The sequence below is a fragment of the Microbacterium helvum genome, assembly GCF_014779795.1.
In the GTDB taxonomy this organism is placed as follows: domain Bacteria; phylum Actinomycetota; class Actinomycetes; order Actinomycetales; family Microbacteriaceae; genus Microbacterium; species Microbacterium helvum.
The window spans coordinates 174,315-198,953 of sequence record NZ_JACXZS010000006.1; the positions used below are offsets into that span (position 1 = coordinate 174,315).

The 24,639-nt window shown below is 72.2% G+C and carries 22 protein-coding genes; 4 read left to right on the forward strand and 18 right to left on the reverse strand.

Features of this window, described 5'->3' with window-relative positions:
• Window positions 1-57: 57 nt before the first annotated feature.
• The 11 genes from IF188_RS10800 to IF188_RS10850 all read right to left on the reverse strand — a co-directional run bounded on the left by IF188_RS10800 (window position 58) and on the right by IF188_RS10850 (window position 12,878).
• Entirely contained in the window at window positions 58-801 is a 744-nt protein-coding gene (locus IF188_RS10800; RefSeq protein WP_191171815.1) for a sulfite exporter TauE/SafE family protein, read from the reverse strand.
• Complete coding sequence (gene cofD, locus IF188_RS10805; RefSeq protein WP_191171816.1) at window positions 801-1,784, reverse strand: 2-phospho-L-lactate transferase; 984 nt, start codon at window positions 1,782-1,784, stop codon at window positions 801-803. Before cofD ends, IF188_RS10800 begins: the two co-directional genes overlap by 1 nt.
• 6 nt (window positions 1,785-1,790) lie before the next feature.
• A complete protein-coding gene (locus IF188_RS10810) occupies window positions 1,791-2,636 on the reverse strand; it encodes a uroporphyrinogen-III synthase (RefSeq protein ID WP_191171817.1) in 846 nt (281 codons plus the stop codon).
• A 182-nt stretch (window positions 2,637-2,818) separates the two neighbouring features.
• Window positions 2,819-3,097, reverse strand: a complete 279-nt coding sequence (locus IF188_RS10815) for a hypothetical protein (protein ID WP_191171818.1) — start codon at window positions 3,095-3,097, stop codon at window positions 2,819-2,821.
• A complete protein-coding gene (locus tag IF188_RS10820; RefSeq protein WP_191171819.1) occupies window positions 3,087-3,491 on the reverse strand; it encodes a phage holin family protein in 405 nt (134 codons plus the stop codon). Before IF188_RS10820 ends, IF188_RS10815 begins: the two co-directional genes overlap by 11 nt.
• A 1-nt stretch (window position 3,492) precedes the next feature.
• Window positions 3,493-3,876, reverse strand: coding sequence for a hypothetical protein (locus IF188_RS10825; protein WP_191171820.1), 384 nt, complete (start codon window positions 3,874-3,876; stop codon window positions 3,493-3,495).
• An 87-nt stretch (window positions 3,877-3,963) separates the two neighbouring features.
• Window positions 3,964-5,505 carry a protoporphyrinogen/coproporphyrinogen oxidase gene (locus IF188_RS10830; protein WP_191171821.1) on the reverse strand — a complete coding sequence of 514 codons (1,542 nt, stop codon included), beginning with the start codon at window positions 5,503-5,505 and terminating at the stop codon, window positions 3,964-3,966.
• Between the two features lie 330 nt (window positions 5,506-5,835).
• Complete coding sequence (locus tag IF188_RS10835) at window positions 5,836-6,636, reverse strand: ABC transporter ATP-binding protein (protein ID WP_224751728.1); 801 nt, start codon at window positions 6,634-6,636, stop codon at window positions 5,836-5,838.
• Window positions 6,633-7,655, reverse strand: coding sequence for an ABC transporter ATP-binding protein (locus IF188_RS10840; RefSeq protein ID WP_224751729.1), 1,023 nt, complete (start codon window positions 7,653-7,655; stop codon window positions 6,633-6,635). The genes IF188_RS10835 and IF188_RS10840 overlap by 4 nt, the downstream gene beginning before the upstream one ends.
• A gap of 4 nt (window positions 7,656-7,659) precedes the next feature.
• On the reverse strand, window positions 7,660-10,407 hold the full coding sequence (locus IF188_RS10845; RefSeq protein ID WP_191171822.1) for an ABC transporter permease: 2,748 nt from the start codon (window positions 10,405-10,407) through the stop codon (window positions 7,660-7,662).
• Complete coding sequence (locus IF188_RS10850; RefSeq protein WP_191171823.1) at window positions 10,404-12,878, reverse strand: FtsX-like permease family protein; 2,475 nt, start codon at window positions 12,876-12,878, stop codon at window positions 10,404-10,406. The genes IF188_RS10845 and IF188_RS10850 overlap by 4 nt, the downstream gene beginning before the upstream one ends.
• 68 nt (window positions 12,879-12,946) lie before the next feature.
• Between IF188_RS10850 and IF188_RS10855 the strand changes: the two genes are divergently transcribed.
• The 3 genes from IF188_RS10855 to IF188_RS10865 are packed head-to-tail and all read left to right on the forward strand — an operon-like array spanning window position 12,947 to window position 17,118.
• On the forward strand, window positions 12,947-13,624 hold the full coding sequence (locus tag IF188_RS10855; protein ID WP_224751730.1) for an HhH-GPD-type base excision DNA repair protein: 678 nt from the start codon (window positions 12,947-12,949) through the stop codon (window positions 13,622-13,624).
• On the forward strand, window positions 13,621-14,040 hold the full coding sequence (locus IF188_RS10860; protein WP_191171824.1) for a DUF1801 domain-containing protein: 420 nt from the start codon (window positions 13,621-13,623) through the stop codon (window positions 14,038-14,040). The genes IF188_RS10855 and IF188_RS10860 overlap by 4 nt, the downstream gene beginning before the upstream one ends.
• Window positions 14,041-14,097: 57 nt before the next feature.
• Window positions 14,098-17,118, forward strand: a complete 3,021-nt coding sequence (locus IF188_RS10865) for an ATP-binding protein (RefSeq protein WP_318152859.1) — start codon at window positions 14,098-14,100, stop codon at window positions 17,116-17,118.
• Here IF188_RS10865 and IF188_RS10870 read toward each other — a convergent pair.
• Together IF188_RS10870 and IF188_RS10875 are read right to left on the reverse strand one after the other, a co-directional pair.
• Window positions 17,101-17,556 (reverse strand): DUF6176 family protein, encoded by a 456-nt coding sequence (locus IF188_RS10870; RefSeq protein ID WP_224751731.1) that lies wholly within the window; start codon window positions 17,554-17,556, stop codon window positions 17,101-17,103. The two genes, IF188_RS10865 and IF188_RS10870, sit on opposite strands and share 18 nt — an antisense overlap.
• Window positions 17,557-17,757: 201 nt before the next feature.
• Window positions 17,758-19,299: an HNH endonuclease signature motif containing protein gene (locus tag IF188_RS10875; protein WP_318152860.1), complete on the reverse strand. Its 1,542-nt coding sequence runs from the start codon at window positions 19,297-19,299 to the stop codon at window positions 17,758-17,760.
• Between the two features lie 157 nt (window positions 19,300-19,456).
• Here IF188_RS10875 and IF188_RS10880 point away from each other — a divergent pair, with 157 nt between their 5' ends.
• Window positions 19,457-20,179: a hypothetical protein gene (locus tag IF188_RS10880; protein ID WP_191171826.1), complete on the forward strand. Its 723-nt coding sequence runs from the start codon at window positions 19,457-19,459 to the stop codon at window positions 20,177-20,179.
• A 204-nt stretch (window positions 20,180-20,383) separates the two neighbouring features.
• Here IF188_RS10880 and IF188_RS10885 read toward each other — a convergent pair whose 3' ends face one another.
• The 5 genes from IF188_RS10885 to IF188_RS10905 form a co-directional block, all read right to left on the reverse strand.
• Window positions 20,384-21,205, reverse strand: coding sequence for an ABC transporter permease (locus tag IF188_RS10885; protein ID WP_191171827.1), 822 nt, complete (start codon window positions 21,203-21,205; stop codon window positions 20,384-20,386).
• Window positions 21,202-22,218, reverse strand: a complete 1,017-nt coding sequence (locus IF188_RS10890; RefSeq protein ID WP_191171828.1) for an ATP-binding cassette domain-containing protein — start codon at window positions 22,216-22,218, stop codon at window positions 21,202-21,204. The genes IF188_RS10885 and IF188_RS10890 overlap by 4 nt, the downstream gene beginning before the upstream one ends.
• A 414-nt stretch (window positions 22,219-22,632) precedes the next feature.
• On the reverse strand, window positions 22,633-23,067 hold the full coding sequence (locus IF188_RS10895) for a hypothetical protein (RefSeq protein WP_191171829.1): 435 nt from the start codon (window positions 23,065-23,067) through the stop codon (window positions 22,633-22,635).
• Window positions 23,068-23,306: 239 nt separating this feature from the next.
• On the reverse strand, window positions 23,307-24,197 hold the full coding sequence (locus tag IF188_RS10900; RefSeq protein ID WP_191171830.1) for a hypothetical protein: 891 nt from the start codon (window positions 24,195-24,197) through the stop codon (window positions 23,307-23,309).
• Window positions 24,167-24,622: a hypothetical protein gene (locus IF188_RS10905; protein WP_191171831.1), complete on the reverse strand. Its 456-nt coding sequence runs from the start codon at window positions 24,620-24,622 to the stop codon at window positions 24,167-24,169. Before IF188_RS10905 ends, IF188_RS10900 begins: the two co-directional genes overlap by 31 nt.
• Between the last annotated feature and the right edge of the window lie 17 nt (window positions 24,623-24,639).

The following is a 24,639-nucleotide window of genomic DNA, read 5'->3' on the forward strand; positions in this document are numbered from 1 at the left end:
CGTGCGGCGTCTCGTGCGCGACTGTGGCGTCTCACCCGACGACCCCAGCGCCGCCGCTCAGACCACCAGCAGGTACACCGCGCCGACGATCGTGAACGCGATCACGAGCTTCTCGAACACGGACTGCGGCATGCGGTCGGCGAGCCAGCGGCCTGCGAACGCGGCGACGACGACGAGGGGCACGAGCACCAGGTCGATCAGCAGGCCGGGCGCGGTGATGATCCCGATGCCGATCGAGAACGGCACCTTGAACAGGTTGACGATCGCGAAGAACCATGCCGCGGTGCCGAGGAAGGCCTTCACCTCGAACCGCGCGGCGAGGAAGTACATCGACATCACGGGTCCCGCGGCGTTGGCGACCATCGTGGTGAACCCGCCGAGCGTGCCGTAGGTCGCTGCCGCCACCCGGTGCGATCCGCCGGCGACGGTCCCGCTGACTCGCCGCCGCCACAGCGTCAGGGCGATCACCGCGAGCAGGATGACGCCGATCGTGCGCTTCACCCAGAGGTCGTCGGCGAACCACAGGAAGACGACACCCACCAGGACGCCCGCGACGACCGCGGGCGCCAGGCGCAGCAGCGTCTTCCAGTCCGCGTGCCGCCGGTACATCGTGACGGCGAAGACATCGGCGACGATGAGCAGCAGCAGGAGCACGCCCGTCGACTGCTTGGCCGGCAGCACCGCGGCGAAGATCGCGACGGCGATCGTCCCCGCGCCGGGCACCGCGGTCTTCGACAACCCGACCACGACGGCGGCGACGCCGAGCAGAGCCCACGCCCACCAGGCCAGCTCGGGCAGCATCAGACGTCTGCCGCGGCGAGAGCCGCTTCGGCGAGCGCGGTGGAGCGGGCGGCATCCGTCATCCACAGCGGGCGGACGAGCGCAGGGATGCCGCGACCGGCCACCTCGGACGCCAGGTGCTCATCCTCCTCAGCGATGAGCCAGGCGTCGAGCAGCCCACCGTCCGCGCGCGCGCCGTAGAGACCGGCGACGGCGGCGGCCGAGGTCTCGACACCGATCGCGATGAGGCACACGTCGGCCATGCCGCGCACGACCTTGCCGCCGATGACCGGTGAGACACCGACCACGCGTGCGGCGCTGTCGCGCAGCGCCACGCGCATCCCCGGCACGGCGAGGATCGGTCCGATCGAGACGACGGGGTTCGAGGGCGCCAGCAGCACGACGTCCGCGTCGGCGATGGCCTCGACGACGCCGGGTGCGGGAGTGGATGCCGCCACCCCGGGATTCTCGAAGGCCGCGGGCGCGAGCGTCGCGCGGTGACGGGTCCACCACTCCTGGAAGTGCAGGCGGCTGCCGTCGTGCAGCACGACGATGGTGTCGACCTCGGTGTCGGTCATCGGCAGCAGACGGGCGCCGAGCGGCCAGCGGTGCGACATGCGCTCCAGCACCTGCGTCGGCGTGAGGCCTTCGCGCAGCCAGCCGGTGCGGGCGAGGTGGGTGCCGAGGTCGAGGTCGCCGAGCGTGAACCACGGCCAGCCCGCGCCCCACTCCTGCAGCTCGTGGTTGACGCGCTCGGTGTCTCCCTGGCGACCCCAGCCGCGCTCGGTGTCGTTGACGCCCGCGAGCGCGTAGGTGATCGAGTCGACGTCGGGCTGCAGGCGCACGCCCGACAGCCACAGGTCGTCGCCGGTGTTGACGACGACGGTGAGCGCCGACGCGGTGTCATCGAGGCCCCGCGCGCGGAGGGCGCCGCGCACACCGAGCACGAACCGGGAGCCGCCGACGCCGCCCGCGAGCACGACGATGCGAGGCGCGCGCGTCACGTGCCGTCAGCCCTGGTGCTTGGCGTGCAGCTGCGGGAGGACGCCCGTCTTGGGAGCGAACTCATCGGTCGCGTGCGGCAGCGGGAACTTCGCGACCGCATCGATCAGCGCGTCGACGGTCTGGGCCTCGGCGACGATGTCGACATCGAGGCCGGCGCGACGCGCGTCCTTCGCAGTGCGCGGGCCGATGGCGGCGACGAGGGTGGTATCGGGAAGGTCGGGGAACTGCTCGTGCACCTGCTGAGCGACAGAGCCGCTGGTCACGAGGATGGCGTTGATGCGGCCGGAGTGGACGTCCTCGGCGATGCGGTCGGTGACCGGGACGCCGACGGTGCGGTACGCGACCACGCTGCGCACGCGGTGACCGGCCTCGGTCAGCATGCGGGTGAGCACCGGCTTGGCGATCTCGCTGCGGAGCGTGAGGATGTCGCGGGCCTCGGGCTCGAGCCCGATGAGCTGCTCGGCCATTCCTGCCGCGGAGTTGTCCTTCTCAGGAACGAGGTCGACACGGTAGCCGACCGCGAGAAGAGCGGCTGCCGTGGTCTCGCCGACGGCGGCGACCTTCGTGGTCGCCGGCACGACGGCCCGATACGCGTAGAGCACGTCGACCGTCGTGGCACTGGTGACGGTGAGCCAATCGAAAGCGCCGGCGGCGAGGTCGGCGAGCGACTGCTCGAGCGCGGCCTGGTCGTTCGTCGGCGCGAAGTTGATCAGGGGGGCGATGACCGGGGTCGCGCCCTGCCGTCGCAGGTTCGCTGCCACACCGTCGCCCCAGGGGCCCCCTCGGGGCACGAGGACGCGCCAACCGGTCAGGGGCTTGACGGGCTGGTGCGATGCTGCGGCTGTGTTCATAAAGGGGGGTCGACTCTCGCTGGTGCTCAGTCGGCCGCCCATGACGTTCGAGCAGCCGACGCGCGATTGGAATCGGGTTCGCGCGAGCGGCAGCATACGCACCATTGCACTGCCTCGACCTCCGAGCATACCCCTCGTTCCTGAACGGACGGACCCCGTTCGCGGCGAGGGTGCTGAAGGCGTCAGCGGGTGTAGAGCCGGACTGCTCCCCACACTGCGGCGCCGATCGCCACAGCACTCACGACCACGACGACCGCGGCCATCGCCGGGTTGCGCCGGTTGAATGCCCGGGCCTGGGCGACGCGCTCGTCCACGACGCGACCGACGCGGCGCGGAACGTTCGCCTTCTCTTCGATCGCCGCGAGCGCGGCCTTGAGTTCGGCGCGAGCCTGTTCCACGGGGTCGGTGATGCCGAGCGGCACCGCGGTGCGGGGCAGGGGGACGGGCGCGTCAGAGCTCATCGCGCACCTCCTTCACGTCCTGGGCGATCGATTGGACCGGATTCTGCCGCGCGCCGATCTTGCGGAAACGCAGGATGCCGAGAAGAGCCAGCACCGCGGTCACGATCAGCATCGCGAAGAACACGACGAGGGCCGACAGCCACACCGGCCACCACGACGAGAGCCCCGCGATGATGAACGTGCCGAGCACGGGCACCGACCAGAACAGCACGAACAGCGCCGCGAAGACCCACAGCGCGCCCCATCCGCCGTCCTTGGCCGTGCGCGCCAGCCACGCCTTGGCGGCGTCGATCTCGGCGACGACCAGGTTGCGGACGAGCTCCGGAACCTCGCCGAGAAGAGTCAGCAGGCTGTCGTCCGCGCGGTCGCGGAATCCGCGTCTGCGCGTCTCCACGTCAGGCCCCGCCCTGGCCGGTGGCGTCGTCGATCGCGTCGTCGACGGCATCCTTCACAGCGCGGGCAGACGTCTGCGCGGCGCGTCCGACATCATCCTGCGAGTCCTTGCCCACCTTGATGGCCGCGTCGAGCTTCTGCCCGGGCGTGCCCTTCGAGCCGGCCGCCTGCACGACCTTGACGCCGGCATCCCACAGCGTCGACGGCAGCGCCATCGCCTGCGACTTCGCGAAGTCCTTGACCTTGCCGACCTGCTCCTGCACCGGGTCCAGGTTCCACACCTTCAGCCACTGCGCTTTGATCTGCTCATAGCGCTCGCGCCCCGCGCGAGTGCCCAGGACGTACCCGATGGCGAGTCCGATGACGAGTCCAGCCTTGCCCCTCATGGGGTCTCCTCACACTCGGTGTGCACCTGACGACCCTCCCCAGGGTAGCCCTGTATGCCGATTCCGGCATCCACTTGACAATGGGCGTCACGCGTGGGGATCTTCACCCCACAGCGCCCCTCGGCGCATGCGATCGGCCTCGGTCTGCGCATCGGCGACGACCTGCGCGAGCCCGCTCCCCGCCAGCCATGCCCCGACGGCGGCGAGGCCGTGCGCTTTCGCGACGGCGGCCCGCGCCGTCGTCGCGCGCTCGCGCTGACCGGTCGCCGACGCCGGCGGCACGAGGGTGAACCGGTCGCGGTGTGCGGCCACGATGCGCTCGACAGGCACGCCGAGAAGAGTGGATGCCTCACGCGCCGCCATCGTGAAGGCCGCGGTGTCATCGAGCCCGGCGGTGGCAGGCTGGGCGCCCGGTGCGCCGAACGCGACCCGGAGCACATGGCGGCCGGGACCCGCGTCCCGCGCGAGCCACTCCCACCGCGCCGTCTCGTGCACGAGTCCGGTCGCCGTGCCCGAACCCGGGACGGCGTGCACGTGCGCTCCGCGCGGCGCCCCGTCGAGCGCGGGGGCGTCGACGACGAGCGTGACGACCTCGCGCGCGATGCCGGCGGGCTCGGTCGAGGCGAACGCAGGGTCGTCGACCGCCGATCTGAGGAGCGCGCGAGCGGTGTCCTCGTCGGTCGCGACGATCACGGCATCGGCGGTCAGCTCGGCAGGGAAGGGCTCGGAGTCGGCCGTCGGCACAGGCGTTTCGTCTCGCTCCGCTCGCTCAACGACCGGGACCTCGGTGCCGACGCCTTCCGGAGCGCTCGCGAGCACGACCGTCCACCGCTTCCCGTCGCGGACGAGACCGGTCGCCCGCGCGCCGGTGTGCACCACAGCCGCGCGATCGGCGAGACGCGCGTGCAGCGCGGCGATGAGCTGCGGCATCCCGCCGTCGAGTCCTTCGACCGACGGACCGGGAGCATCCGCGACAAGCTCGGCGACGGCGCCGCCGAGCGAGCCGGTGCGCGTGAGGGCCGGGTTGAGGGCCGGCGCGACGACCTCGACGTCGACGTCGTCGGGGTCGAGGCCGAAGCGGTCGACGCTGAGCGGCGCGACCAGGCGGTCGCGCACGGTCGGGCCCATGCGGCCCGCGACCAGGCGCCCCAGACTCCGTTCGGAGCCGATCGTGAGCGGCGGGCGCAGCCGGTCGAGGTACGCGCGCCACGTGCCGCCCCACCCGATGATGCGGCGGACGCCCTCGTCCCACGGGTTGGCCGGGATGCCCAGGAACGTCTCGGGCGGGAGCGGCGCCGCCGCACCCTTGGGCAGGCCGGCGATCCAGGCACTGTCGTCCCGCGGGCGCACGATGACGGCGTCCGGCAGCACCTCGTCCACGAGCCGCCGCACCGCTCCGCCCCGCGTGGACCAGCAGGTCGCGCCGACATCCAGCCTCAGGCCCGAGGCCTCGGCCGTGCCGATCACGCCGCCGAGACGGGTGGATGCCTCCACCACCGTGACCGCCATGCCGACCTTGGCGCACTCCCAGGCCGCCACGAGCCCCGCGATGCCGCCGCCGATCACGACCACACGGGTGTCCCGGGCGTGGGCGACGAGTTCCTGGAGCGGTTCGGTCACGGCATCCATCCTCGCATCGCCGTGGAGCCGGTCCCCCGCTCGCTCTCGAGAACGAAGCACCGCGCAACCGTCGTGGGGCTGGCCGGGTCCGAAGGGCGGCTCGCGGCGTTTCGTCTCGCTGGCGCTCGCTCAACGAGCGGGTGGCGGAGTTCCCGCTCGTTGAGCGGAGCGAGGAACGAGCGAAGACGAAACGCGGTGGGCCGCTCTCGAGAAGCCCGCACCCCGCAACCGTCCCGAGGGGGCCGGGTCCAATCGGCGGCTCGCGGCGTTTCGTCTCGCTGGCGCTCGCTCAACGAACGGGTGGCGGGGTTCCGGTCATCGAGCCGAGACCGCTCTGCCTCAGTGACCCTCGCGCTGCTCGCGGGCCTCGGCGCGCGTGCGTGGCGCGTGCGGCTCCTCGGGGACGGGCTCCTCCGCCTCGGAGGTCCTGGAGACCGGGGCCGAGGCATCCATCGACTTCTCCGTCACCGAGGTGACGCGGCCGTCGTGCAGCTCGATGACCCGGTCGGCGCGCTGCACGAGCAGCGGGTCGTGGGTCGAGACGACGGCGGCGAGGCCCTGGGAGTGCACGAGGTCGCCGATGAGGTCCATGACGGTCGCGGCGGTGCGCGAGTCGAGCTGGCCGGTCGGCTCGTCGGCGATCAGCACGTGCGGGCGCGCGGCGATCGCGCGGGCGATGCCGACGCGCTGCTGCTGTCCGCCCGACAGCTCGGTGGGCCGCTGCGCGGCGTGGTCGGCGAGGCCCACGAGCTTCAGCGCCTCGGCCACGCGGGCGTCGCGCTCGGCGGGCGGGGTCTTCGCGATGCGCAGCGGCAGCTCGACGTTCTCGGCCGCCGACAGGATGGGGATGAGCCCGAACGACTGGAACACGAAGCCCAGCCGCTCGCGCCGCAGCGCGGCGAGGGCGTCCTCGTCGAGGGCGGTGGCCTCGATGTCGCCGAGCCAGACCTTGCCCGACGTCGGGGTGTCGAGACCGCCCAGCAGGTTCAGCAGCGTGGTCTTCCCGGCGCCGGACGCGCCGCGCACCACGACGAGCTCGCCCGCGGCGACCTCGATGTCGATGTCGACGCACGCGTGCACGTCGCCCGCCGCCGACGAGAACGTGCGGCTGAGCTTCTCGCCGCGCAGCGCGAGGGTCATGACGGGTCCTCCGAGTCTTCGGCGGGAGTGGTGGATGCCGCAGCCCGCGCCTGCTGCCCGGGCCACACGCCGACGTGGTCGGGCTCGAGGGCGAGCCGCACGCGGTCTCGCAGATCGAGCGCAGTGACGAACTCGTCGGGCAGCTGCAGCCGGCCCACGCGGTCGAGCACGGCGTACTCCTCGGCGACGTGCTGCTCGGCGCCGTGCTCGTCGAGCCGCGTCGAACGCAGCACCTCGGTCGAGGTGCGACCGTCGCGGATCTGCACCGTGCGGGCGACATGCTCCGACACGGCGGGGTCGTGCGTCACGATGAGCGTCGTCACACCCAGCTCGCGGTTGACGGATCGCATCGCCTCGAGCACGTGCGCGCTGGCGGTGTCGTCGAGCTCGCCGGTGGGCTCGTCGGCCAGCAGCACGCGCGGCTCGTTCGCGATGCCGACGGCGATCGCGACCCGCTGCTGCTCACCGCCCGACATCTCGCCCGGACGGCGCTCGGCGCAGTGCGACACCTCGAGCAGATCCAGCAGCTCGGCCACGCGTGCCTGTCGGGCTCCGGCGCCGCGCACGCGGCCGGGGATCGCCAGGGCAGCGGCCACGTTCTCGCTCGCCGACAGGTACGGCAGGAGGTTGCGCGAGGTCTGCTGCCACACGAAGCCAACGCTGTGACGGCGGAAGACCACCCGCTCCTTCTCGGTCATCGTGAGCAGGTCGTGGCCGGCGACCCACGCCACACCGGCGGTGGGCTGATCGAGGCTCGACAGGATCGACAGCAGGGTGGACTTGCCCGACCCCGAGGCGCCGACGACGGCGACCAGCTCGCCCGGGTCGATCCGCAGGTTCAGGCCCTGCAGCGCCTGCACCTCGACTCCCGGCCCGCCTGCTGAGGCGACCTTGAAGATGCGCACGAGGTCGACGCAGAGGATGTCGGCATCCGGCGCGCCGATGCGGGTGGGAGCGCCGACGCGCGCCGTGGTCGCTGAGTCGCCCCGCGCGGGGGCGGATGCCTGCTTGGCCGCCATGGTCCTATCCTTCCTCCACGGTGCGCAGGGCGCCCGCGGCCCGGATGCGCCGAGACACGAACAGCGCGATCGCGGTGAGCAGCACGGCGAGCGCGAGGAACCCGCCGAGGGTGAGCAGCAGGATGCCGGGGTCGACCTGGTAGGCCGGCGCCACGGACGATCCGGTGAACGGTCGCAGGTCGACGGCCGCCAGCACGACGAGCGGCACGACCAGTCCGAACAGGGTGCCGGCGACGACCGCCGCGACGGCGGGCGGTCCGATCTCCCAGAGGGCGAGCGAGGTGGCCGCACGACGCGGGGCACCCAGCGTGCGCAGCAGCGCCAGCACCCGGGCGCGCGGACCCGCCGCGAGCGCGAGCGTCATGACGATCGCGAGAGCGCTGAGCAGCGCGGCGATCGCGGTCGCTGCCAGCAGCGCCCACCGCACGCCCTGCACCGCCGGGCCGGACTGGATGTCGGCCGCGATCTGGCCGGGCGTCGCGAACGTCACCGCGTCCCCGAGCACCGCGGTGAGATCGTCCCGCACGTCGGCGAGCACGACGCCTTCGTCAAGCCGCACCAGCACCGTGCGGTCGCTCGGATCGCGCCCCAGCACATCCTCGGCGTACGTCGAGTCCAGCGCCACCCAGTTCTCGCGGACCCCGGTCGGCACCGGCCCGCGCGTGACACCCACGACGACGGCATCCACTCCGCCCACGTCGATCTTCTCGGTGTCGCCGATCATGTCGGCCGTGGCGCCCGCCACCACGATCGGCATCCTGCCGTCGGCGGGCTCGAGCGAGACGCCGGGTGGCAGCATCCCGAGGCCATCGCCCTGCACCGCACTCAGCTCGGCCGCATCGACGACGTAGACCGAGGTCGCACGCTTCACGCCGTCGATGTCGATGGTCGCCGGGTCGGCGCCCGAGATGCCCGTCGCCGCGGCCACGCCCTCGACGCCGCCGAGCTGGTCGAGCTGCTCACGGGTGAACGTGCCGCCCGTGATCCGCACATCGCCGCCCACCTGCGCCTGGGCGCTGTCGGCGATACCGCTCTGCAGCGCCGAAAGCAGGATGCCCGACGACACCGCCACGGAGACCCCCACGACGAGGGCGAGCACGGGAGTGAGACCGATCGACGGCTCGCGCAGCGCCCGGGCCGCGCCGAGGAACGCGTCGGAACCGGCCGACGCACGTGCCCGTGCGAGCACCGCACGCAGCGGCAGCGGGTAGGCGCGCAGCGTCACCAGGCAGGCGACGAGGGCGAGCAGCAGCGGCGTCGCTGCGATCAGGAGATCCACGCCGTCGCTGTACCCCCGGATGAACAGCAGCGCGAGGGCGACAGCGGCGAGCCCGGCGATCACGCCTTCGACGATCAGACGCAGTCGCGATCCTCTCGCGCCGAGGTCGGCGCGCGTCTGGCGTTCCGCCGCGGAGGGCGCCAGCACGATGAGGATGACGATGGGGGCGAGGGCGAGCAGCAGAGCCGCCACGATGCCGAGCGCCGTCGGCGTCGCGCCGAACAGCAGCCCACCGGCGACGGTCACTGCGATCGCACCGACGATGGCCGGCACCGCACCGGCGATGGCGCCCTCGATGGCGAGCAGGCCACGCAGCTGGCCGGTCGAGGCACCGCGGGCCGACAGCAGGCGCAGGCTCGGTCGGCGTCCTTCGAGGATGAGCCGGCAGCCGAGCACGAGCACTGCGACCGCGACCCCCACGGGCCCCGCGACGAGCATCACGAGAACGGCGGCGGTCGATCGCTGCTGGGCGACGGCGAGTTCGATCTCGCCCGTGATGTCGGCGTCGAAAGAGACGCTCAGGATGCCGATGCCGTCGCTGCTGGATGAGATGGGGTGCGACACCGCGGTGAGCTTGTTCAGGGCCGCGACGGTCTGCTCGGCATTGCCGCCGTCGATGCCATCGGTGTCGGTCGGGTACCAGACCAATGTGCTGTAGCGCCCGATCAGTCCTTGTGCGACCAACGATGCCGGGTGGGCGTACGCCGTGCCCGTCACCTTCCGCGGACGGTTGCCGTCGTCGAAGATCTTCGGCGTGAGCACCGACGTCGCATACTGCCAATAGGCGCCGTCGGGGTCCACGGGTGCGAAGAGCCCCACCAGCACGAGCTCGACCGGCTGCTGCCGCGTGCCGACCGTGCGCGTCTGGCCGACCTCCCACTCCATCTCGGCCGCAGTGTCTTGCGACAGCACGACCTCGATGCGGCTCAGCAGCACCGGCTCGTCCTCCCCGACCGGAGTCGACGGCGGGGGCTCGTACGCCGGCGCGGCCGCCGGCATCCGCCCCTCGACGATCTCGACCTCACGTTCGTAGTCGGGATCGTAGGCGACGGTGACCGCCTGCTCGGCTGCGGCATCCATCACCGGATTGTCGGTGTTGGTGGTCACCATGCGCGCTGCACCCAGCACGTCCGGCAAGGGCGCGTCCGCACCGGCACGGATCGACTCCACAGCCGACTCGAACGGGCCCCACACCTCTTCGGTGGTGAACGGCCCCGCGGAGTTCCCCCGGGTGAGCTCACTCGGCAGCTGCGGGAATCCGCCGGGGTTCTGCGACACCACGTCGCGGGCGGTCGCGGGCAGCGCGTCGAGGCGATCGCGCAGTGCAGCGTCCGCCACGATCCCCAGCGCGATCGGCGCGGCCGTCGCGAGCACCGTCAGCACCAGCACGAGCGCCGCGACGATGCCCGATCCGCCCGCGCGCGAACGCAGGTGGTGGGCGACGAGCGCGCGGGTCGTCACACGACGGGTCATCGCGACTCCTCCCCGACGGTGGCGGTGCGGGCGGCGCGGTGCACGCCCGCCGCCGCGACGCCGACGATGGCGGCGAGGCCGACGACGAGCCCGACGACAGCGATGCCCAGGGGCGGCCACGAGATCTCGACGCCGCCCGCGAGGGGGAGGATGCCGGGCGTCACGGCCCGCACGAGCGACGGCACGATCAGCACCGACACCAGCACGCCGGCGGCGCCGCCCAGCACGACGGCGGCGCCGAACACGACGGCGAGCTCGGCGGCGCGCATGCGCGCCTGGCGGCCGGCGGTCACTCCGGCAGCACGCAGCACTCCCAGTTCGCGGCGGCGGGCGAGGGCGAGGGTCTGCACGATCGCGAGCGCGGCGACCAGCGACAGCAGGGCCGACCCCGCGGTGGCGATCCACCAGCCGGGCACGAGGGCCCCGACGATGCTCGCGGTGACCCCGGGCGCGGCGGTGGCGACCGGACGGTCGCCGAGCGCGGCGCTGAAGCCGTCGGCAGAGGCGGTGTCGCCCGCGGCCCAGACCGAGTCCGGCACCACGATCGACGTGCCCCGCTGCAGCTGCGACGTCAGCAGCGTCTGCATCGGGACGAACAGCGCGAGGGTGGCCGCCGTTCCCGGTACGGCATCGACGAGCGAGGCGATCGTGGCGGTGCCGCGACGACCCACACCCTCGTACCGGAACTCGAGCTGGTCGCCGAGACCGATGCCCAGGCGTGCGGCGAGCGCGGTCGTCACGGCCGCGGCGACCGGTGGCGCATCCTCGCCCGCGCCGGCTTCGCCGCCGTCCGCAAGCCACAGCACCGCCTCGCGGGTCTGATTGGTCAGCGACGCCGTGCCCTCGAGTTCGAGCGCGTCGCCGCCGACGGCCTCGGCCGACACGATCGACACCGAGACCTGCGGCGGCACCGGGGTGAGCGGCGTGCCGAGCAGCAGCGCGAGCAGACGCCACGGTGCGGTGCCGTCCGGCAGCTCGCCCTGCGCGGTGTACGACACGAGCCCCTGGCCCGTGGGTGGGGCTTCGCCCGTCAGCGTGACGACCGCGGGCGTGCCGGTGGCGTCGAGCAGCACGGCCGACAGCAGCACCGGGATCGCGTTCGTCCCGTTCTGCCCCGCGATCTCGACCGTCACACGGACGGCGGTGGCGGCATCCCCGAGTTCCACCGGCTCTGAGGCGACAGCGCCGTCGGCGTCCGCGGCGAGCGCGTCGGGATCGACGAGCCCGCCCGCCGTCGTCACGACGGTGTCGAGCGCGGTCTCGGGCACGGCGACGAGCTGCGCGTCGAGCTCGCCGATCTCGACGCCGGTCACGAGCGCGCCGGTCGCCGCGTCGATGCCGGGCACGGCTGCGGCCTCGGCGACGAGTGCGGTGGTCGCGGTCTGCGGCGTCAGGTCGACGCGCAGGTCGGCCCCCGCGCGCACGGCGGCCGAATCGGTGGTCATCGCCGTCCAGGTGGCGCCGTATGCGGCGGTGAACACGCTCTGCGCGACGGTGAGCGCGACCAGCAGCACGGCTACGGCGAAGATCGGGATGCGGCGCGCGACCTGCCGGGCAGGGTAGCCGGGTTCCAGCCCCGGAGCGGATGCCGCCGGCCGTGCCCACGCGACGGCCACGGCTCCGAAGACCGCGAGCGCGACGACCGCGCCCGCGGACAGCACGACGGCCGGCGCCGCCGCGACGATCGGATCGAAGCCCTCACTGCGCGAGAGCGGCAGCTGCCACACGACAAGACCTGTCGCGAGCAGCAGCACTCCGACGACGGCAGCGGTCGTCGCGCGCGTGGTGCGCGCCGAGGAGCGGCGCCCTTCGCCTCGGCGCAGCGCGACGGCGAACACGACGGTCAGCAGCACGGCGAGCGCGAGTGCCCACGGCCAGGGGGCGAGCCCCGCGAGCGCTCCCGCTCCGGCGACCGCGGATGCGCCGGCGGCGACGACCAGCCCGACCACGGTGCCGGCGAGCGCGACGACAGCACCCTCAGCGACATCGGTCGTCCACGCCTGTGCGCGTGAGAAGCCACGGGCCCGGACGGTGGCGGTCTCGTGCTCGCGCGCCGCGGCCACCAGGCGGGCCAGCTGCGCCACGGCGGTGCCGGCGAGCAGCGCGACGAGCACGACGAGGGCAGGCGAGGCCGAGGCGAGCGCCGCCGCGCCCGCGGCGACCTGGTCGGCGACCTCGTCGGGGTCGACGCCGGGCGGCGGCGGGTCGCCCGCGACCGAGACCGCTCGCGAGAGCCAGGCCAGCACGAGGCATACCGTCGCGACCGCGACTGCCACGGTGGCGGCGGCACTCGCCAGCAGACCGGTCCGCGCCGACGAGCGCCGCAGCAGCAGCCGCGCCGCGGACGCCGCAGCGGGCGCACTCGGCACGCGACGATCGGGCATCAGGCTCGGTCCTCCGCGGGTCGGGTCGTTCGACGTGACGACGTCGTTGTTCACGTGGGGTTGCGCCGCCGGAATGGCGCAGGTCATGCCAACCTAACGCGCTCGGCGACATCCTGCCCGTCCCCTGTGGAAGACGGTGGTGGAAGACTGGGCGCATGGCCCTTCACATCACCGGAGACACCGCCGCCGACACGCTGCTCACCGACGACCCGCTGGCCCTGCTCATCGGCATGCTGCTCGACCAGCAGGTGGCGATGGAGACCGCGTTCGCCGGCCCGCTCAAGATCTCGGAACGCGCCGGGACGCTGGATGCCGCGGCCATCGCGACCTTCGACCCCGACGCGTTCGCCGAGCTGTTCAAGGCGACGCCGGCGGTGCACCGGTTCCCGGGCTCGATGGCGGCACGCGTCCAGGCGCTGTGCGCCGCCGTCCAGCAGGACTGGAACGACGACGCGGCCGCGATCTGGACGACGCCGGCCGCCGGGGGTGCCGAAGCGCCGGACGGGGCGACCGTCCTCACGCGCCTGAAGGCGCTGCCGGGCTTCGGCGAGCAGAAGGCGAAGATCTTCCTCGCTCTGCTCGGCAAGCAGTACGGGTACACGGGCGAAGGCTGGCGTGAGGCATCCGCTCCCTACGGCGAGGACGGATCCTTCCGCAGCGTGGCCGACATCGTCTCGCCCGACTCGCTCGCGAAGGTGCGCGAGCACAAGCGCGCGATGAAGGTTGCCGCGGGAGGGGCAATGCGACGAAGGAGCGTTGACGCGTCCCGGGGCAAGGTTGAGCAGGCGAGGGACGAGCCGTGTCGAAACCCAGGCGAAGGGCTGAACCCATGAGCGCCGAGGTCGACGAGTTCCTCGCAGGGGTCACGCCCGCGGTACGGCAGCGCGACGCGCACGCGCTCGTCGACCTGATGCGCCGCGCCACCGGCCAGGAGCCGGTGCTGCAGCATCCGGGCATCGTCGCGTTCGGGCAGTACCACTACGAGTACGCGTCGGGGCGGTCCGGCGACTCGGCTGCGGCGGGGTTCGCGCCGCGCAAGAGCGCGACCGTCGTGTACCTGTCCGACGGGACGGCGGCCCACGCCGACGCGCTGTCTCGGCTCGGCCCGCATACGACGGGGGTGGGATGCCTCTACCTCAAGAGCCTCGACGGCATCGACCTCGAGGTGCTCGAGGCCGTGGTGCGCCGCTCGTACGAGACGCTCACGGCGGGGACGTTCGGTCAGCGCGCCCGCGAGGCCGCGGACTGACCGGCCGGGCCGCCCCGCAACGGGCCCTGAGGCGGGGCGCGCCCTAAGGTGGAGCCCGTGCGACTGCGGTTCTTCGGCGGCCTCTCGATCGCCGACGGCGACCGGGCCCTCGACGTCCGCGGGCGCGGGCAGCAGGCGCTGCTCTTCCGCCTCGCCCTCGACGCCGGCACCACGGTCGCCTACCGGGCGCTCGCCGAGGACGTCTGGCCCGACGACCCGCCGGAGGATCCGCGGGCCTCGCTGCAGTCTCTCGCCTCGCGCCTGCGCCGTGAGCTGCCGCCCGGCACGCTGGAGGCCGTCCCCGGCGGATACCGCCTGGGCATCGACCGCGCAGATGTCGACGTCGTCCGCTTCACCGACCTGGTCGAGCGTGCGCGCCGGTCCGAGGATCCCTCGGCCGCCGCCGCCGACGCGCGCGCCGCTCTCGCCCTGTGGATCGGCGACCCGTGGACGCCCGGCGGGGGCTTCGACTGGGTCGTGCGCGATCTGCTGGAGGATCGCGCACACGCCGAGCGGCTGGCATCGCCGGCTCCCCCGTCCGCGGTCGGCCTCGCGGCCGCCGACCCGTCGGCGACCGACGCCGCGCCGATCCCCGCCGCACTCACGCCGCTCATCGGCCGGCAGGACGAGCTCGCGCTCATCGACGAGCAGCTCAGGGCCGAACGGCTCGTCACGCTCATCGGCCCCGGCGGTGCCGGCAAGACCACGCTGGCGTTCGAGACCGCGCGCCGACGCCCGGGTGCCGTCGTCGTCGAACTCGCCCCGGCAGCGCCCGGCGAGGTGTGGGCGGCCGTCGCGGGCGCGGTGGGGCGCAGCATCCGCGTCGGCGAGCTGGTGTCGACGAGCGCCCGAGACCGAGTGCTCGAGGCGCTGACCGGCCGGACCGCTCTGATCGTGCTCGACAACTGCGAGCACGTGTCGGCCGAGGCCGCCGCGGTCGCTCTGGACCTGCTGCGCGGCGCTCCCGGCACGCGCATCCTCGCGACCAGTCGCGAGCCGCTCGGGCTCGCGGGCGAGGCGTTCGTCGACCTCGGTCCGCTGCCGGACGACGACGCGCGCGAGCTCTTCTCCCGCCGGGTGCGGGCCGCGCGCGGCACCTCGCCTTCGCTCGAGGACACCGACGCCGTCGCGCGCATCGTGACCCGGCTGGACGGTCTGCCGCTTGCGCTGGAGCTCGCGGCGGCCAAGGCCCGAACCCTCACGATCGGCGAGATCGACTCGGGACTCGACGACCGCTTCGCCCTGCTGGCCACCGGCCCGCGCGCGATCGAGGCGCGGCATCAGACGCTGCGCGCGCTGATCGACTGGAGCTGGGAGACCCTGACCGAGGCCGAGCGCGCGTCCCTGCTCGCCGCTGCCGTGTTCCCCGACGGCATCGGTGCGCGGGACGTCGCCGTGGTCGCGCGAGCTTTCGACGTGGATGCCGCGTCGTTCGACGCTCTCGTCGACAAGTCGCTGCTGCACCGCTCCGAGCGCCGGCTGCGCATGCTCGAGACGGTGCGCGAGTACGGCATCGATCGCCTGCGCAGAGAGGGACGCGAAGCCGAGTTCCGCGGCATCCAGGCTCACGCCATGGCGGACCTCGCGGCGCGGGAGGACGCGCGGCTGCGCGGGCCGGGCGTCCGCGAGGGACTCGCGTGGTTCGACGCCGACGACGAGAACCTCAGCGCCGCGCTGCGCACCTGCGCCGAGCAGCCCGACCTGGCCGAGGTGGGCGTGCGCCTGGTGCGCGCGAACCTGTGGACATGGCTCATGCGGGAGCGGTTCGAGGAGCTCGCGGCCGGCATCACCCGCTTCTTCGACACGGCGGGCGCGCTCGACTCCGAGCCCGCGGTGGTCGTGCGCGGCGTCGGGCTGCTGGCGCGCGCCTTCGACATCAGCCGCCGAGAGAGCGACCGACGAGAGGCCGTGCCACCGGCCGAGTCGCGCAGCGGCCTGGTCGCCGACACTGCCGCGCCGAGTGCCGCACTGGATCTGCTGGAGCGGGAGTCGCCCGCGGTGATCGCGGCCGCCGCGGTGCATCGCAGCGAGCTGTCGGCGGTGATCGGTCCACTGCTGCGCGGCGTGGCGATGACAGCGCGCGACACCCCGCCCGGGCGTCCGTGGCCGCGGACCACCGTCATCGACGACACCGGCCTCGCGGACGCACCGGAGTGGTCGCGGGCTTTCGTCAGCATGATGCGGTCGGCGATCGCGCAGAACAGCGGCGACACGGCGACCCTCGGCATCGAGAGCGAGAAGTCGCTCGCGAGCTTCCTGCGGCTCGGCGACGTGTGGGGCACAGCCTTCGCGAGCCAGATGCGCTCGGAATGGCTGCAGCTGGCCGGCAGGCTCGACGAGGCGCTCGAGGTGGCCGATACCTCCACCGAAGCCCTCACGGGACTCACGTCGACGGCCGACCTCGTGCAGCAGCGGGCGCAGAGCATCGGGCTGCTGCTGCGGCTCGGGCGCATCGACGAGGCGCGCGAGCGCCTCGTCCAGACGGCAGAGCTCGCCCGCGAGAAGGAGTCGCCGCAGGGCATCGCACAGGCCGCGATGAGCGCCGCGACCATCGAGATCGCCGTCGGGGACGGCGATGCCGCCCTCCGTCACCTGGATGAGGTGGATGTCGGCGCGATGCCGTCGTTCCCCGACCAGCTCGTCGCGTGGGCGCGGTCGAAGCGCGCGCAGGCGCTGGTGCTGCTGGGCCGCAACGACGACGCGGCGGCCGCGCTGAGGGCCGCGCTGCCGGCGGCCATCGGCAGCGGCGACCACCCGATCGTGTCGGACGTGGCGGTCTCGATCGCCGGGTGGCTGGCCGCAGAGCGGCGCGATGCCGATGCCGCGCGCGCCCTCACCGCGGCCGCCCGCATCCGCGGCGGCGTCGATGCGCAGGAGCCGTTCCTGCGCGTGCTGCGCGAGCGCCTGGGCACCGACGCGCTCGACCCGACCGCAGCCGCCCCACCTGGCGCGATGTCCGATCCCGGAGAATCCGTGGCGCGGCCCGACGGCGCGTCACGTGCCGAGGACGCGACCGCCGAAGCGGAGCGCGAGGTCGCGGCGCTCAGCGCCCTGCTCGGCTCACCCCTCGGTGCCTGACGCTCCCCAGTGCTGCATGGCCGCGCGCAGGTGCGCCGGCGCGAGCATGAACATCGGCTCCAGCTCTTCCCACCCGGGCTCCTTCACACGTCGGCTGTAGGCGGCATGGGCAGCGTCCACCGGGTTCGACTCGTCGAGCCCGGCACCGCCCTCACCCATCAGCGCGAGGTGGTAGATCCACAGCGAACCATCTGCCTCTCGATGCCGGAACGTGGCCTCGAACACCGCCCGTTCCGCGGGCAGCGTGGCCACGCACTCGTCGTAACGCTCGGTGAGCATCGTCATCCACTCGGTGAGCTCGTTCTCGTGGCCGGCGAGGACGCGCGCGCGGCTCAGCTCGAGCCGCAACCCGGGCGGAACCGTCGGCGGCATGGGGAAGCCCGCGAAATCACGCGGGACAGGACGGAACGGGATCTGCGGAACCTCATCTTCGGCCATGCGCACACCTTGCCACGCCGGCGCGGAACAACCACAAGACGGCCGCGGCCGCAGCTATGGGCGCGGCCGCGAAACGCGGCATCGACCCGCGGGCTGGCTTGCCGCACCGCGAAAGCAGCGGCATCCGGGGCGGCGAAGAATCTCGACCTCACATCGCGTCCTTCGTGGTTCCGCTGCGCAGCTCGCAAGCCGGGTCACGGGTCAGAAGGGGGCATCACCGGCGTAGCGCACCGAGAGCAGCCGGGTGAACACCGATGAGGGCACGAACTGGACTGTCGCGGGCGGTTTGTCGAGGTAGTGGCGGCGGGTGGGGCTGGTCCACTCGAGTACTCCGCTGCCGCGTTGGCGGACGCGCCACGCGGAGGCGTGCTTGAGGGTGTGGTGTCGGGGACAGAAGTGAGCCAGGTTTCCGTCCTCGGTGCGGCCGCCTTTCGCGTGGTCGTGCGTATGGTCGATGTCGCAGCGGATCGGCGAACGCGTGCAGCCCGGGAAGCGGCACCGTTCATCGCGTGCTCGAAGAAATCTCTGAAGGTGCGCGGTCGGGCGGTACCGGTCCACTGCGAGCGGCAGCCCCGAGTACGGGTGGTACATCACCCGGTCCCATCCGGGCGCGTCCGCCGCGAGCCTGCGCGCGGTCTCCGCGTCGATGGGACCGTGCCCGGCGAGCAGGGCGGGCTCGTCGCCCACGCGGGCGGCGGTGAGCACGGGGATCGTGATCTGCACCTGTGCGCGGATCGCGGCGAGCGTGTCGCCGTCGCCGTGCGCGGCCGGCGCGCCGGTGAGCACGAGGTCGGCGAACAGGTCGGCCCGCAGCTCATCGAGCGATCGCTGCTCCCCGCACGGCCCGGTCGACAGATCAGGCCGTGGGATGCCGGAACCGGCCGAACCGTCAGCAACGTCGTCAGCAGCAGCTGCGCGGTCAGCAGCGGCAGCGTCGCCGCCCCCGGCAGCACCGTCAGCGGCAGCCCTTTCGGCCGCGGCCCCGGCTCCGGCGCCGGCCCCGGTCCCGGCTCCGGCTCCGGCTCCGGTCCCGGGCTCACCCTTCGCCGCGGCATCCACCGGTTCTTGCTCCGCGGTAGCGTCGCGCTGGGCGGCCTGCTCGATCTGCGCCATCTGCGTCAGCCGATCGAAGATCGCGTACGCAAGCACAGCGGGCAGGTCGGCGAGCAGCCGCGCCATGCCATCCCCCAGATCGACCACGCGGACCCTGCGCTCCCCCGCAGCACGCTGCTGCAGTTCGGCCGCCATCTCGGGGTCGATACGCGCCGCCACCACGCGGGCGATCGCCCGCAGCCGCGGCGGTGTCTCGAACACGGCCGCCTCAAGCAGGATCCGCTCATACTCGGCGCGGACCGCATCGTCGAGCAACCCCGTCCCACACTCCACGATCGCCGCCGCATGCGCCTGATCGATCCGCCCCTCAGCGAACGCCCGATGCGTCTCAGCGAACCCGCCGACCAGACGACTGGAGGCCGACATCCGCGCCTGCACCGACCGGTCGCTCAGCCGCATCGCGGCACCCAGCTCGCTCGACACCTCCCGCAACGCCAGATCATGCACGACACTGCGCCCCATCACACGCCGTTCGCCTTCGCGGGCACGCACGATATCGGCGGCATCCGCCAGCAGCCGAGCCTCTTCCGCCTGCAACCGTGCGATCCGCTCGCGCGTCGCCTGCACCCCCGAGACCACACGCTCCAGCGCACCCCAGGTGCTCCCGCCGGTGCCGATCTGGTGCCCCACCCTGTCTCCCATCGAAACGCGCGTCAACGCGACGAAGGATCAAACGAAACGTGGGCACGAGTTCGATCTCACCCCAGCATAGAACACAACTACGACACTGGCAAGGAAGATCTCGGCTGGTCTTGCCGTTGATCCCCCGAGCCGCCAGGCTCACGATATGAGGATCGCCGGAGTCCTGCCGCCCGATGCCCCGAACCCGATGGACGGGCTGCGCGACCGCGTCCACGCGCTGCCGTTCCCGGTGATGGGTCTGGTCGCGCAGCCCTCGATCGAGGACTTCGGCGGGTTCGGCCTCGCCGAGGGTGGCGGCCCGGGCGGAACCTCGAGCATCACCGTCAGCGTGACCTACATGCTGTGGCGCAACCCCGACGACCGCGACGACCCGGTCAACCTCGCCGAGCTCGACGACGCCACGCGGGCCGCACTCGACATGATTCCGCCCTGGCCCCGCCCGGCCTGGCTGATCGAGTCCGCTCAGCGACTGCGGTACCCGCACCTCATCGAGGTGGTGCGGACCACGTGGGACCGCGACGCCTCCGAGTACACGACGCTCGCCCATCACCTCGTGGACCACGTCAACCACATCCTGATGAACTGCTTCCGCGAAGAGCTCGGCCTGCCCAGCGGACCGCCGCCCCCAGGCTACGACCCGTTCGGAGGCGACTGGCGGGCCACCCCCTCCGCTGTCAACCCGACGGTCACGCTCGTCGTCGACGGCGCCGAGCTGACAGCATCCGAGATCGACACCGACCCCTTCGTCTACGCGATCGGCGCCCGCCTCGCGCCCGACCGCATCGCGACCGTGGTCATCCCGCGCCACGATCTGCCGTACGTCCGCCTCGCGCTGGCCACCGTCGTCGCGCCGCCCGCGTCGGGCTGAGTCGCCGTTCGTCCAGCGGGAGGACGGATGCCGGCGGCCCCTGCCATCGCGGGGCCCCGCGTTCTCGGGCAAGGCGTCAGACCTTCTCGCCGACGTGCCGGCCGCTCAACCGCCCCGCGCGCGACCTCATGCGCACGCCGAAGGGCCGAGCTCGATCGGAATCGACCTCGGCCCTTCGCACGTGCCGCGCGTGGCGGCATCCACTCACGCCTTGCGCATGTACGCGCGCACCGTGAGCGGCGCGAACACCGCGACGATGACGGCCGCGCCCAGCAGGGCGACGAACGCGTCGCCGGTCACCACGCCGTCGTTCACGATGGAGCGCACCGCCGTCACCAGATGCGAGACCGGGTTGATGTTCACGAACCACTGCAGCCAGTCGGGCATGGTGTCGGCGGGCACGAAGGCGTTCGAGAGGAACGTCAGCGGGAACAGGATCAGCATCGAGATGCCCTGCACGCTCGACGCCGTGCGTGCGATGACGCCGAAGAACGCGAAGATCCAGCTCATCGCCCACGAGCACGCGATCACCAGCAGGCCGGCCACGACCACGCCGCCGAACCCGCCGCCCGGACGGTAGCCCATGAGGAAGCCCATCGCGAACGTGATGGTCGTGGCGATCGTGTAGCGCAGCGTGTCGGCCAGGAGCGCTCCCGACAGCGGTGCGATGCGCGCGATCGGCAGCGAGCGGAAGCGGTCGAACACGCCCTTGTCCATGTCTTCGCGCAGCTGCGTGCCGGTGACCACCGAGGTCGTGATGACGGTCTGCACGAGGATGCCGGGGATGATGATCGGCAGGTAGCTCGCGACATCGCCCGCGATCGCACCGCCGAAGATGTACGTGAACATCAGCGTGAAGATGATCGGCTGGACGGTCACGTCGACGAGCTGCTCGGGCGTGCGACGGATCTTGAGGATGCCGCGCCAGGCCATGGTGAGGGTGTTCTGCACCGTGAGCGACAAGCTCGTGCGGTTGGACAGCTGCCGGTCGGCGACCGGCGTGATGGGGGTCGCGACAGCGGTCATGCGCGGACTCCTTCCAGTTCGTCGGCCGTCGCGTGGGCGGCCTCGTCGTCTTCGGGAACGCCCTTGCCGGTCAGGGCGAGGAACACCTCGTCGAGAGTCGGCTGCTGGACGCTCAGCTCTTCGAGGTGCAGGTCGGCCGCACGGAACGCGACCAGCAGGTCGGCCACCCGGTCGGGATCGCTCATCGGGACGGTGAGGCGCGCAGCCTCGGGCGAGACGATCGCGGTGACGCCCAGCACTCGGGCGATCTCGCGCTGCGCCTCGACGATGTCGGAGCCCGCGCGCAGCCGCAGCAGCAGCGACGCCTGGCCGACCGACGCCTTGAGCTCGAGGGCGGTGCCCTCGGCGACGACGGTGCCGCGGTCGATGACGGCGATGCGGTCGGCGAGCTGGTCGGCCTCGTCGAGGTACTGGGTCGTCAGCACGACCGTCGAGCCGGTCGCGACGAGTCTGCGGATGGTGTTCCACATCTGCCCTCGCGTGCGGGGGTCGAGGCCCGTCGTCGGCTCGTCGAGGAAGATGAGCGGAGGCTGGGCGATGAGGGATGCCGCGAGGTCGAGGCGACGGCGCATGCCGCCCGAGAACTTCGCGAGCGGCCGAGTGGCGGCCTCGGTGAGCGAGAACTCCTCGAGCAGCTCAGCCGCCTTGCGCTTCGCGTCGGTGCGCGAGAGGCCCAGCAGACGGGCGAAGATGACGAGGTTCTCGGTAGCGGACAGCGTCTCATCGACGGACGCGAACTGTCCGGTGAGGCCGATCAGCTGGCGCACGATCTGCGGTTCGCGCGCGACGTCGTAGCCGAAGATCTCGGCCCGGCCGGCGTCGGGACGCAGCAGCGTCGACAGCATGCTGATGGTGGTGGTCTTGCCCGCGCCGTTGGGCCCGAGCACGCCGTAGACGGTGCCGGCCTCGACGGTCAGATCGACGCCGTCGACCGCGCGATTGCTGCCGAAGGTCTTCACGAGCCCCTCGGCGCGGACCGCGGGGGTGCGGGATGCGGAACTGGTGTTGGTCATGGCATCCACAGTGCTCCGGGGTCGCTGTCGCACCGCTGTCGCGGCGTCACGGTCGCTGTCGACGCACTGTCACGGCCCTGTCAGCATGCCGCGGACCCGAAACCCACGACGTGCACCGATTCGAGGCCGCCCCACCCGAGGCCGCCGCTCACGGGCGAGGACGCGTCGACGCTCGACGGGACTTCGCCGATGCGAGCTACGCGTGGGACGGCTACGCGGTGTCGCCCGCTTCCGCCATCGTGGCGGCAGGCACGCCGTCATCTGCGAACCCATACGCAGCACGCAGAGCTTGCGGAATCCGCAACTCCGCCGCGGCGGCCGCCTCCGTCACATACCCGCCGACTTGGTCGTAGCCGCGCTCCCGCACGACCTGAGACATCCCGGCATGAAGCAGCTTCTGCAGAACGACTCGAGTCACGATCGCGCCATCGGGAACATCGTCTCGGTCACCGTGACGTCCTCGACTTCAGATGGATCCACGAGCGCAGTCCACCCGTCGTTCTGGCTGCCGGTCAGCCCCGCAGCGATCGCCTCAGCCGGCAGAATGCCCTCATAGCGGATGACGGCCGACCCCCGCCGCAAGCCGCGCCGCACGATCGATTCCACAGCCACACGAACTCCATTCCATCGTCCGAACACCTCCCGCCGATACACCGCATCGAACACGGACTTCGGCAGCATCACCCACGGATCGCCCGGATCGGAACCCATCTCCAGTGCGTCGGGGAACCGCTCGAGCGTGGGTTCCCCGTCGACGTCCACGCGCACCCAGGTGTCGCCCCCGGAACGGTAGCGAAGCCTGCCTCCCCGATACTCCAGGAACGTCGCGAAGGTCTGAATCTCGGTCATCAATTGCCCTGTGGAAACCACTCGTTATTGCGAAGCACTGCATAGAGCCGCTGGGTGCCGTCATCGAGCACTTCCCATACCTCGGCGCCCTCGCGCATCGCGACTCTGGACGCACGGTACTCGGGGAGGATGTCGTCTGCTGCGCAGTCTGCGCATCCATCACCTCAGCCAAGATTGGTCACCATCGATCCGATCCGTGCACGTCCCCCAACGGGCAGGCGTCGTCTGTCTGCCTCAGTTCAGACTGCGAGGAGCTGGCGTGCGACGACGTCTTCGAAGTCCGCGAACGGTGCGGACAGCTCGTACACGCCCGCATCGGTCTTCTCCAGCCCAGCACGCTCTGCCTCGTCGGCATCGCGACCGAGATACACCGCACGCGCGGTCATCGTGTCGCCCTCGAGATACCGCCGGACGATCTGGAAGGCCAGACCCCGCCACGTCCCGGTGACCACGAGCGCATGGAGATCAGCCACGTCGCTCGGCTCGACGACGCCGGCCCACACTCCCCGCTCGGTCTGCCGCAACGCATCCCATGGGCTCTCAGACGCGACCACGACCCGTCCATTCGGGAGAGCATCGGCCAATACCTGCTGTCCATTCCACGTCGCGAACACCCCGACGACGTCGGAGGAACCGATCCGGCCCGCAGGCCGAGGCAACCATCCGGACGCGACGTGGTCATAGTGCGCCAGAACTTCCTCGCGCCCATCCGCATGCACCCGCCACAACTCCGACCCGGCCGGCACCCGACACGGATCCAGCCACCACAACGGGACCGGATCGGTCGTCGCGGGAGTCGCCGCGAACCCCGTGCCCGTGAACGGCGGGCGATCGACGAACCCGTTCACCGGGTCCAACTCACGGCCCACGGCAGGCACCAGACGCAGATACGGGGTCGCCGGGAACCGCAACACGTCGATGAACGGCGCGTCTCGTCGCAACGGCGAGCCCGGGAACCCGACACCCATCGCATCGAACAGTTCTCCCGCAGTACGCGCCCACGCCACATCCGCCGCCCGCACCACGAAGCCGACAAGCAGGTCATCATCGAACTGCGCCCAGCTGCGCTCTCGCGCCGGCAGCACGATCTTCTGCATGATCACGACCACGACGCCGTCCCCGTCCGCCACTGCACGACTTCTTCATAACTCGGCAGATCACACAAACGCCGACGCAGCAACACGCCACCGTTGCTCGCGCGATCATCGAAACGGACCGCATCCGGGAACCGCGCCGCCACCTCACGCTCACCCCGGCCCCAGTACCACAACTCCAACCAGCGATCACACCGCGACGACGACACCGCCTCCCGCACCGGCGTGCCGTCCTCCGTCACGATCAACCCGCCCGAGAACACCACGTCCTCCACCACCACCCGCGTCGCGACGTACTCACTCGCCACCACATCCGCCGGCGTCAACGTGATCTCGCCACCGCGGCTGTCGTCCACAGCGAAAGACGGCCACCCCAGATACGATTCCGGATCGTCAGGGCGGTGAGGCGAGGAATGCCACCCGAACCGGCTAAGCACCCACCAGCCCTCGTTGCGCACCATCACCGCAGGCGACAGCG

What these genes read in the sequence shown, in the direction of transcription:
- IF188_RS10895 (WP_191171829.1), bottom strand. Translation starts at nt 23,067, where the DNA reads ATGACCGAGATTCAGACCTTCGCGACGTTCCTGGAGTATCGGGGAGGC.
- IF188_RS10850 (WP_191171823.1), bottom strand. Translation starts at nt 12,878, where the DNA reads ATGACCTGCGCCATTCCGGCGGCGCAACCCCACGTGAACAACGACGTC.
- IF188_RS10890 (WP_191171828.1), bottom strand. Translation starts at nt 22,218, where the DNA reads ATGACCAACACCAGTTCCGCATCCCGCACCCCCGCGGTCCGCGCCGAG.
- IF188_RS10825 (WP_191171820.1), bottom strand. Translation starts at nt 3,876, where the DNA reads ATGAGGGGCAAGGCTGGACTCGTCATCGGACTCGCCATCGGGTACGTC.
- IF188_RS10905 (WP_191171831.1), bottom strand. Translation starts at nt 24,622, where the DNA reads ATGGTGCGCAACGAGGGCTGGTGGGTGCTTAGCCGGTTCGGGTGGCAT.
- IF188_RS10810 (WP_191171817.1), bottom strand. Translation starts at nt 2,636, where the DNA reads ATGAACACAGCCGCAGCATCGCACCAGCCCGTCAAGCCCCTGACCGGT.
- IF188_RS10885 (WP_191171827.1), bottom strand. Translation starts at nt 21,205, where the DNA reads ATGACCGCTGTCGCGACCCCCATCACGCCGGTCGCCGACCGGCAGCTG.
- IF188_RS10840 (WP_224751729.1), bottom strand. Translation starts at nt 7,655, where the DNA reads ATGGCGGCCAAGCAGGCATCCGCCCCCGCGCGGGGCGACTCAGCGACC.
- IF188_RS10870 (WP_224751731.1), bottom strand. Translation starts at nt 17,556, where the DNA reads ATGGCCGAAGATGAGGTTCCGCAGATCCCGTTCCGTCCTGTCCCGCGT.
- IF188_RS10800 (WP_191171815.1), bottom strand. Translation starts at nt 801, where the DNA reads ATGCTGCCCGAGCTGGCCTGGTGGGCGTGGGCTCTGCTCGGCGTCGCC.
- IF188_RS10835 (WP_224751728.1), bottom strand. Translation starts at nt 6,636, where the DNA reads ATGACCCTCGCGCTGCGCGGCGAGAAGCTCAGCCGCACGTTCTCGTCG.
- IF188_RS10830 (WP_191171821.1), bottom strand. Translation starts at nt 5,505, where the DNA reads ATGGATGCCGTGACCGAACCGCTCCAGGAACTCGTCGCCCACGCCCGG.
- IF188_RS10860 (WP_191171824.1), top strand. Translation starts at nt 13,621, where the DNA reads ATGAGCGCCGAGGTCGACGAGTTCCTCGCAGGGGTCACGCCCGCGGTA.
- IF188_RS10815 (WP_191171818.1), bottom strand. Translation starts at nt 3,097, where the DNA reads ATGAGCTCTGACGCGCCCGTCCCCCTGCCCCGCACCGCGGTGCCGCTC.
- IF188_RS10855 (WP_224751730.1), top strand. Translation starts at nt 12,947, where the DNA reads ATGGCCCTTCACATCACCGGAGACACCGCCGCCGACACGCTGCTCACC.
- IF188_RS10845 (WP_191171822.1), bottom strand. Translation starts at nt 10,407, where the DNA reads ATGACCCGTCGTGTGACGACCCGCGCGCTCGTCGCCCACCACCTGCGT.
- IF188_RS10880 (WP_191171826.1), top strand. Translation starts at nt 19,457, where the DNA reads ATGAGGATCGCCGGAGTCCTGCCGCCCGATGCCCCGAACCCGATGGAC.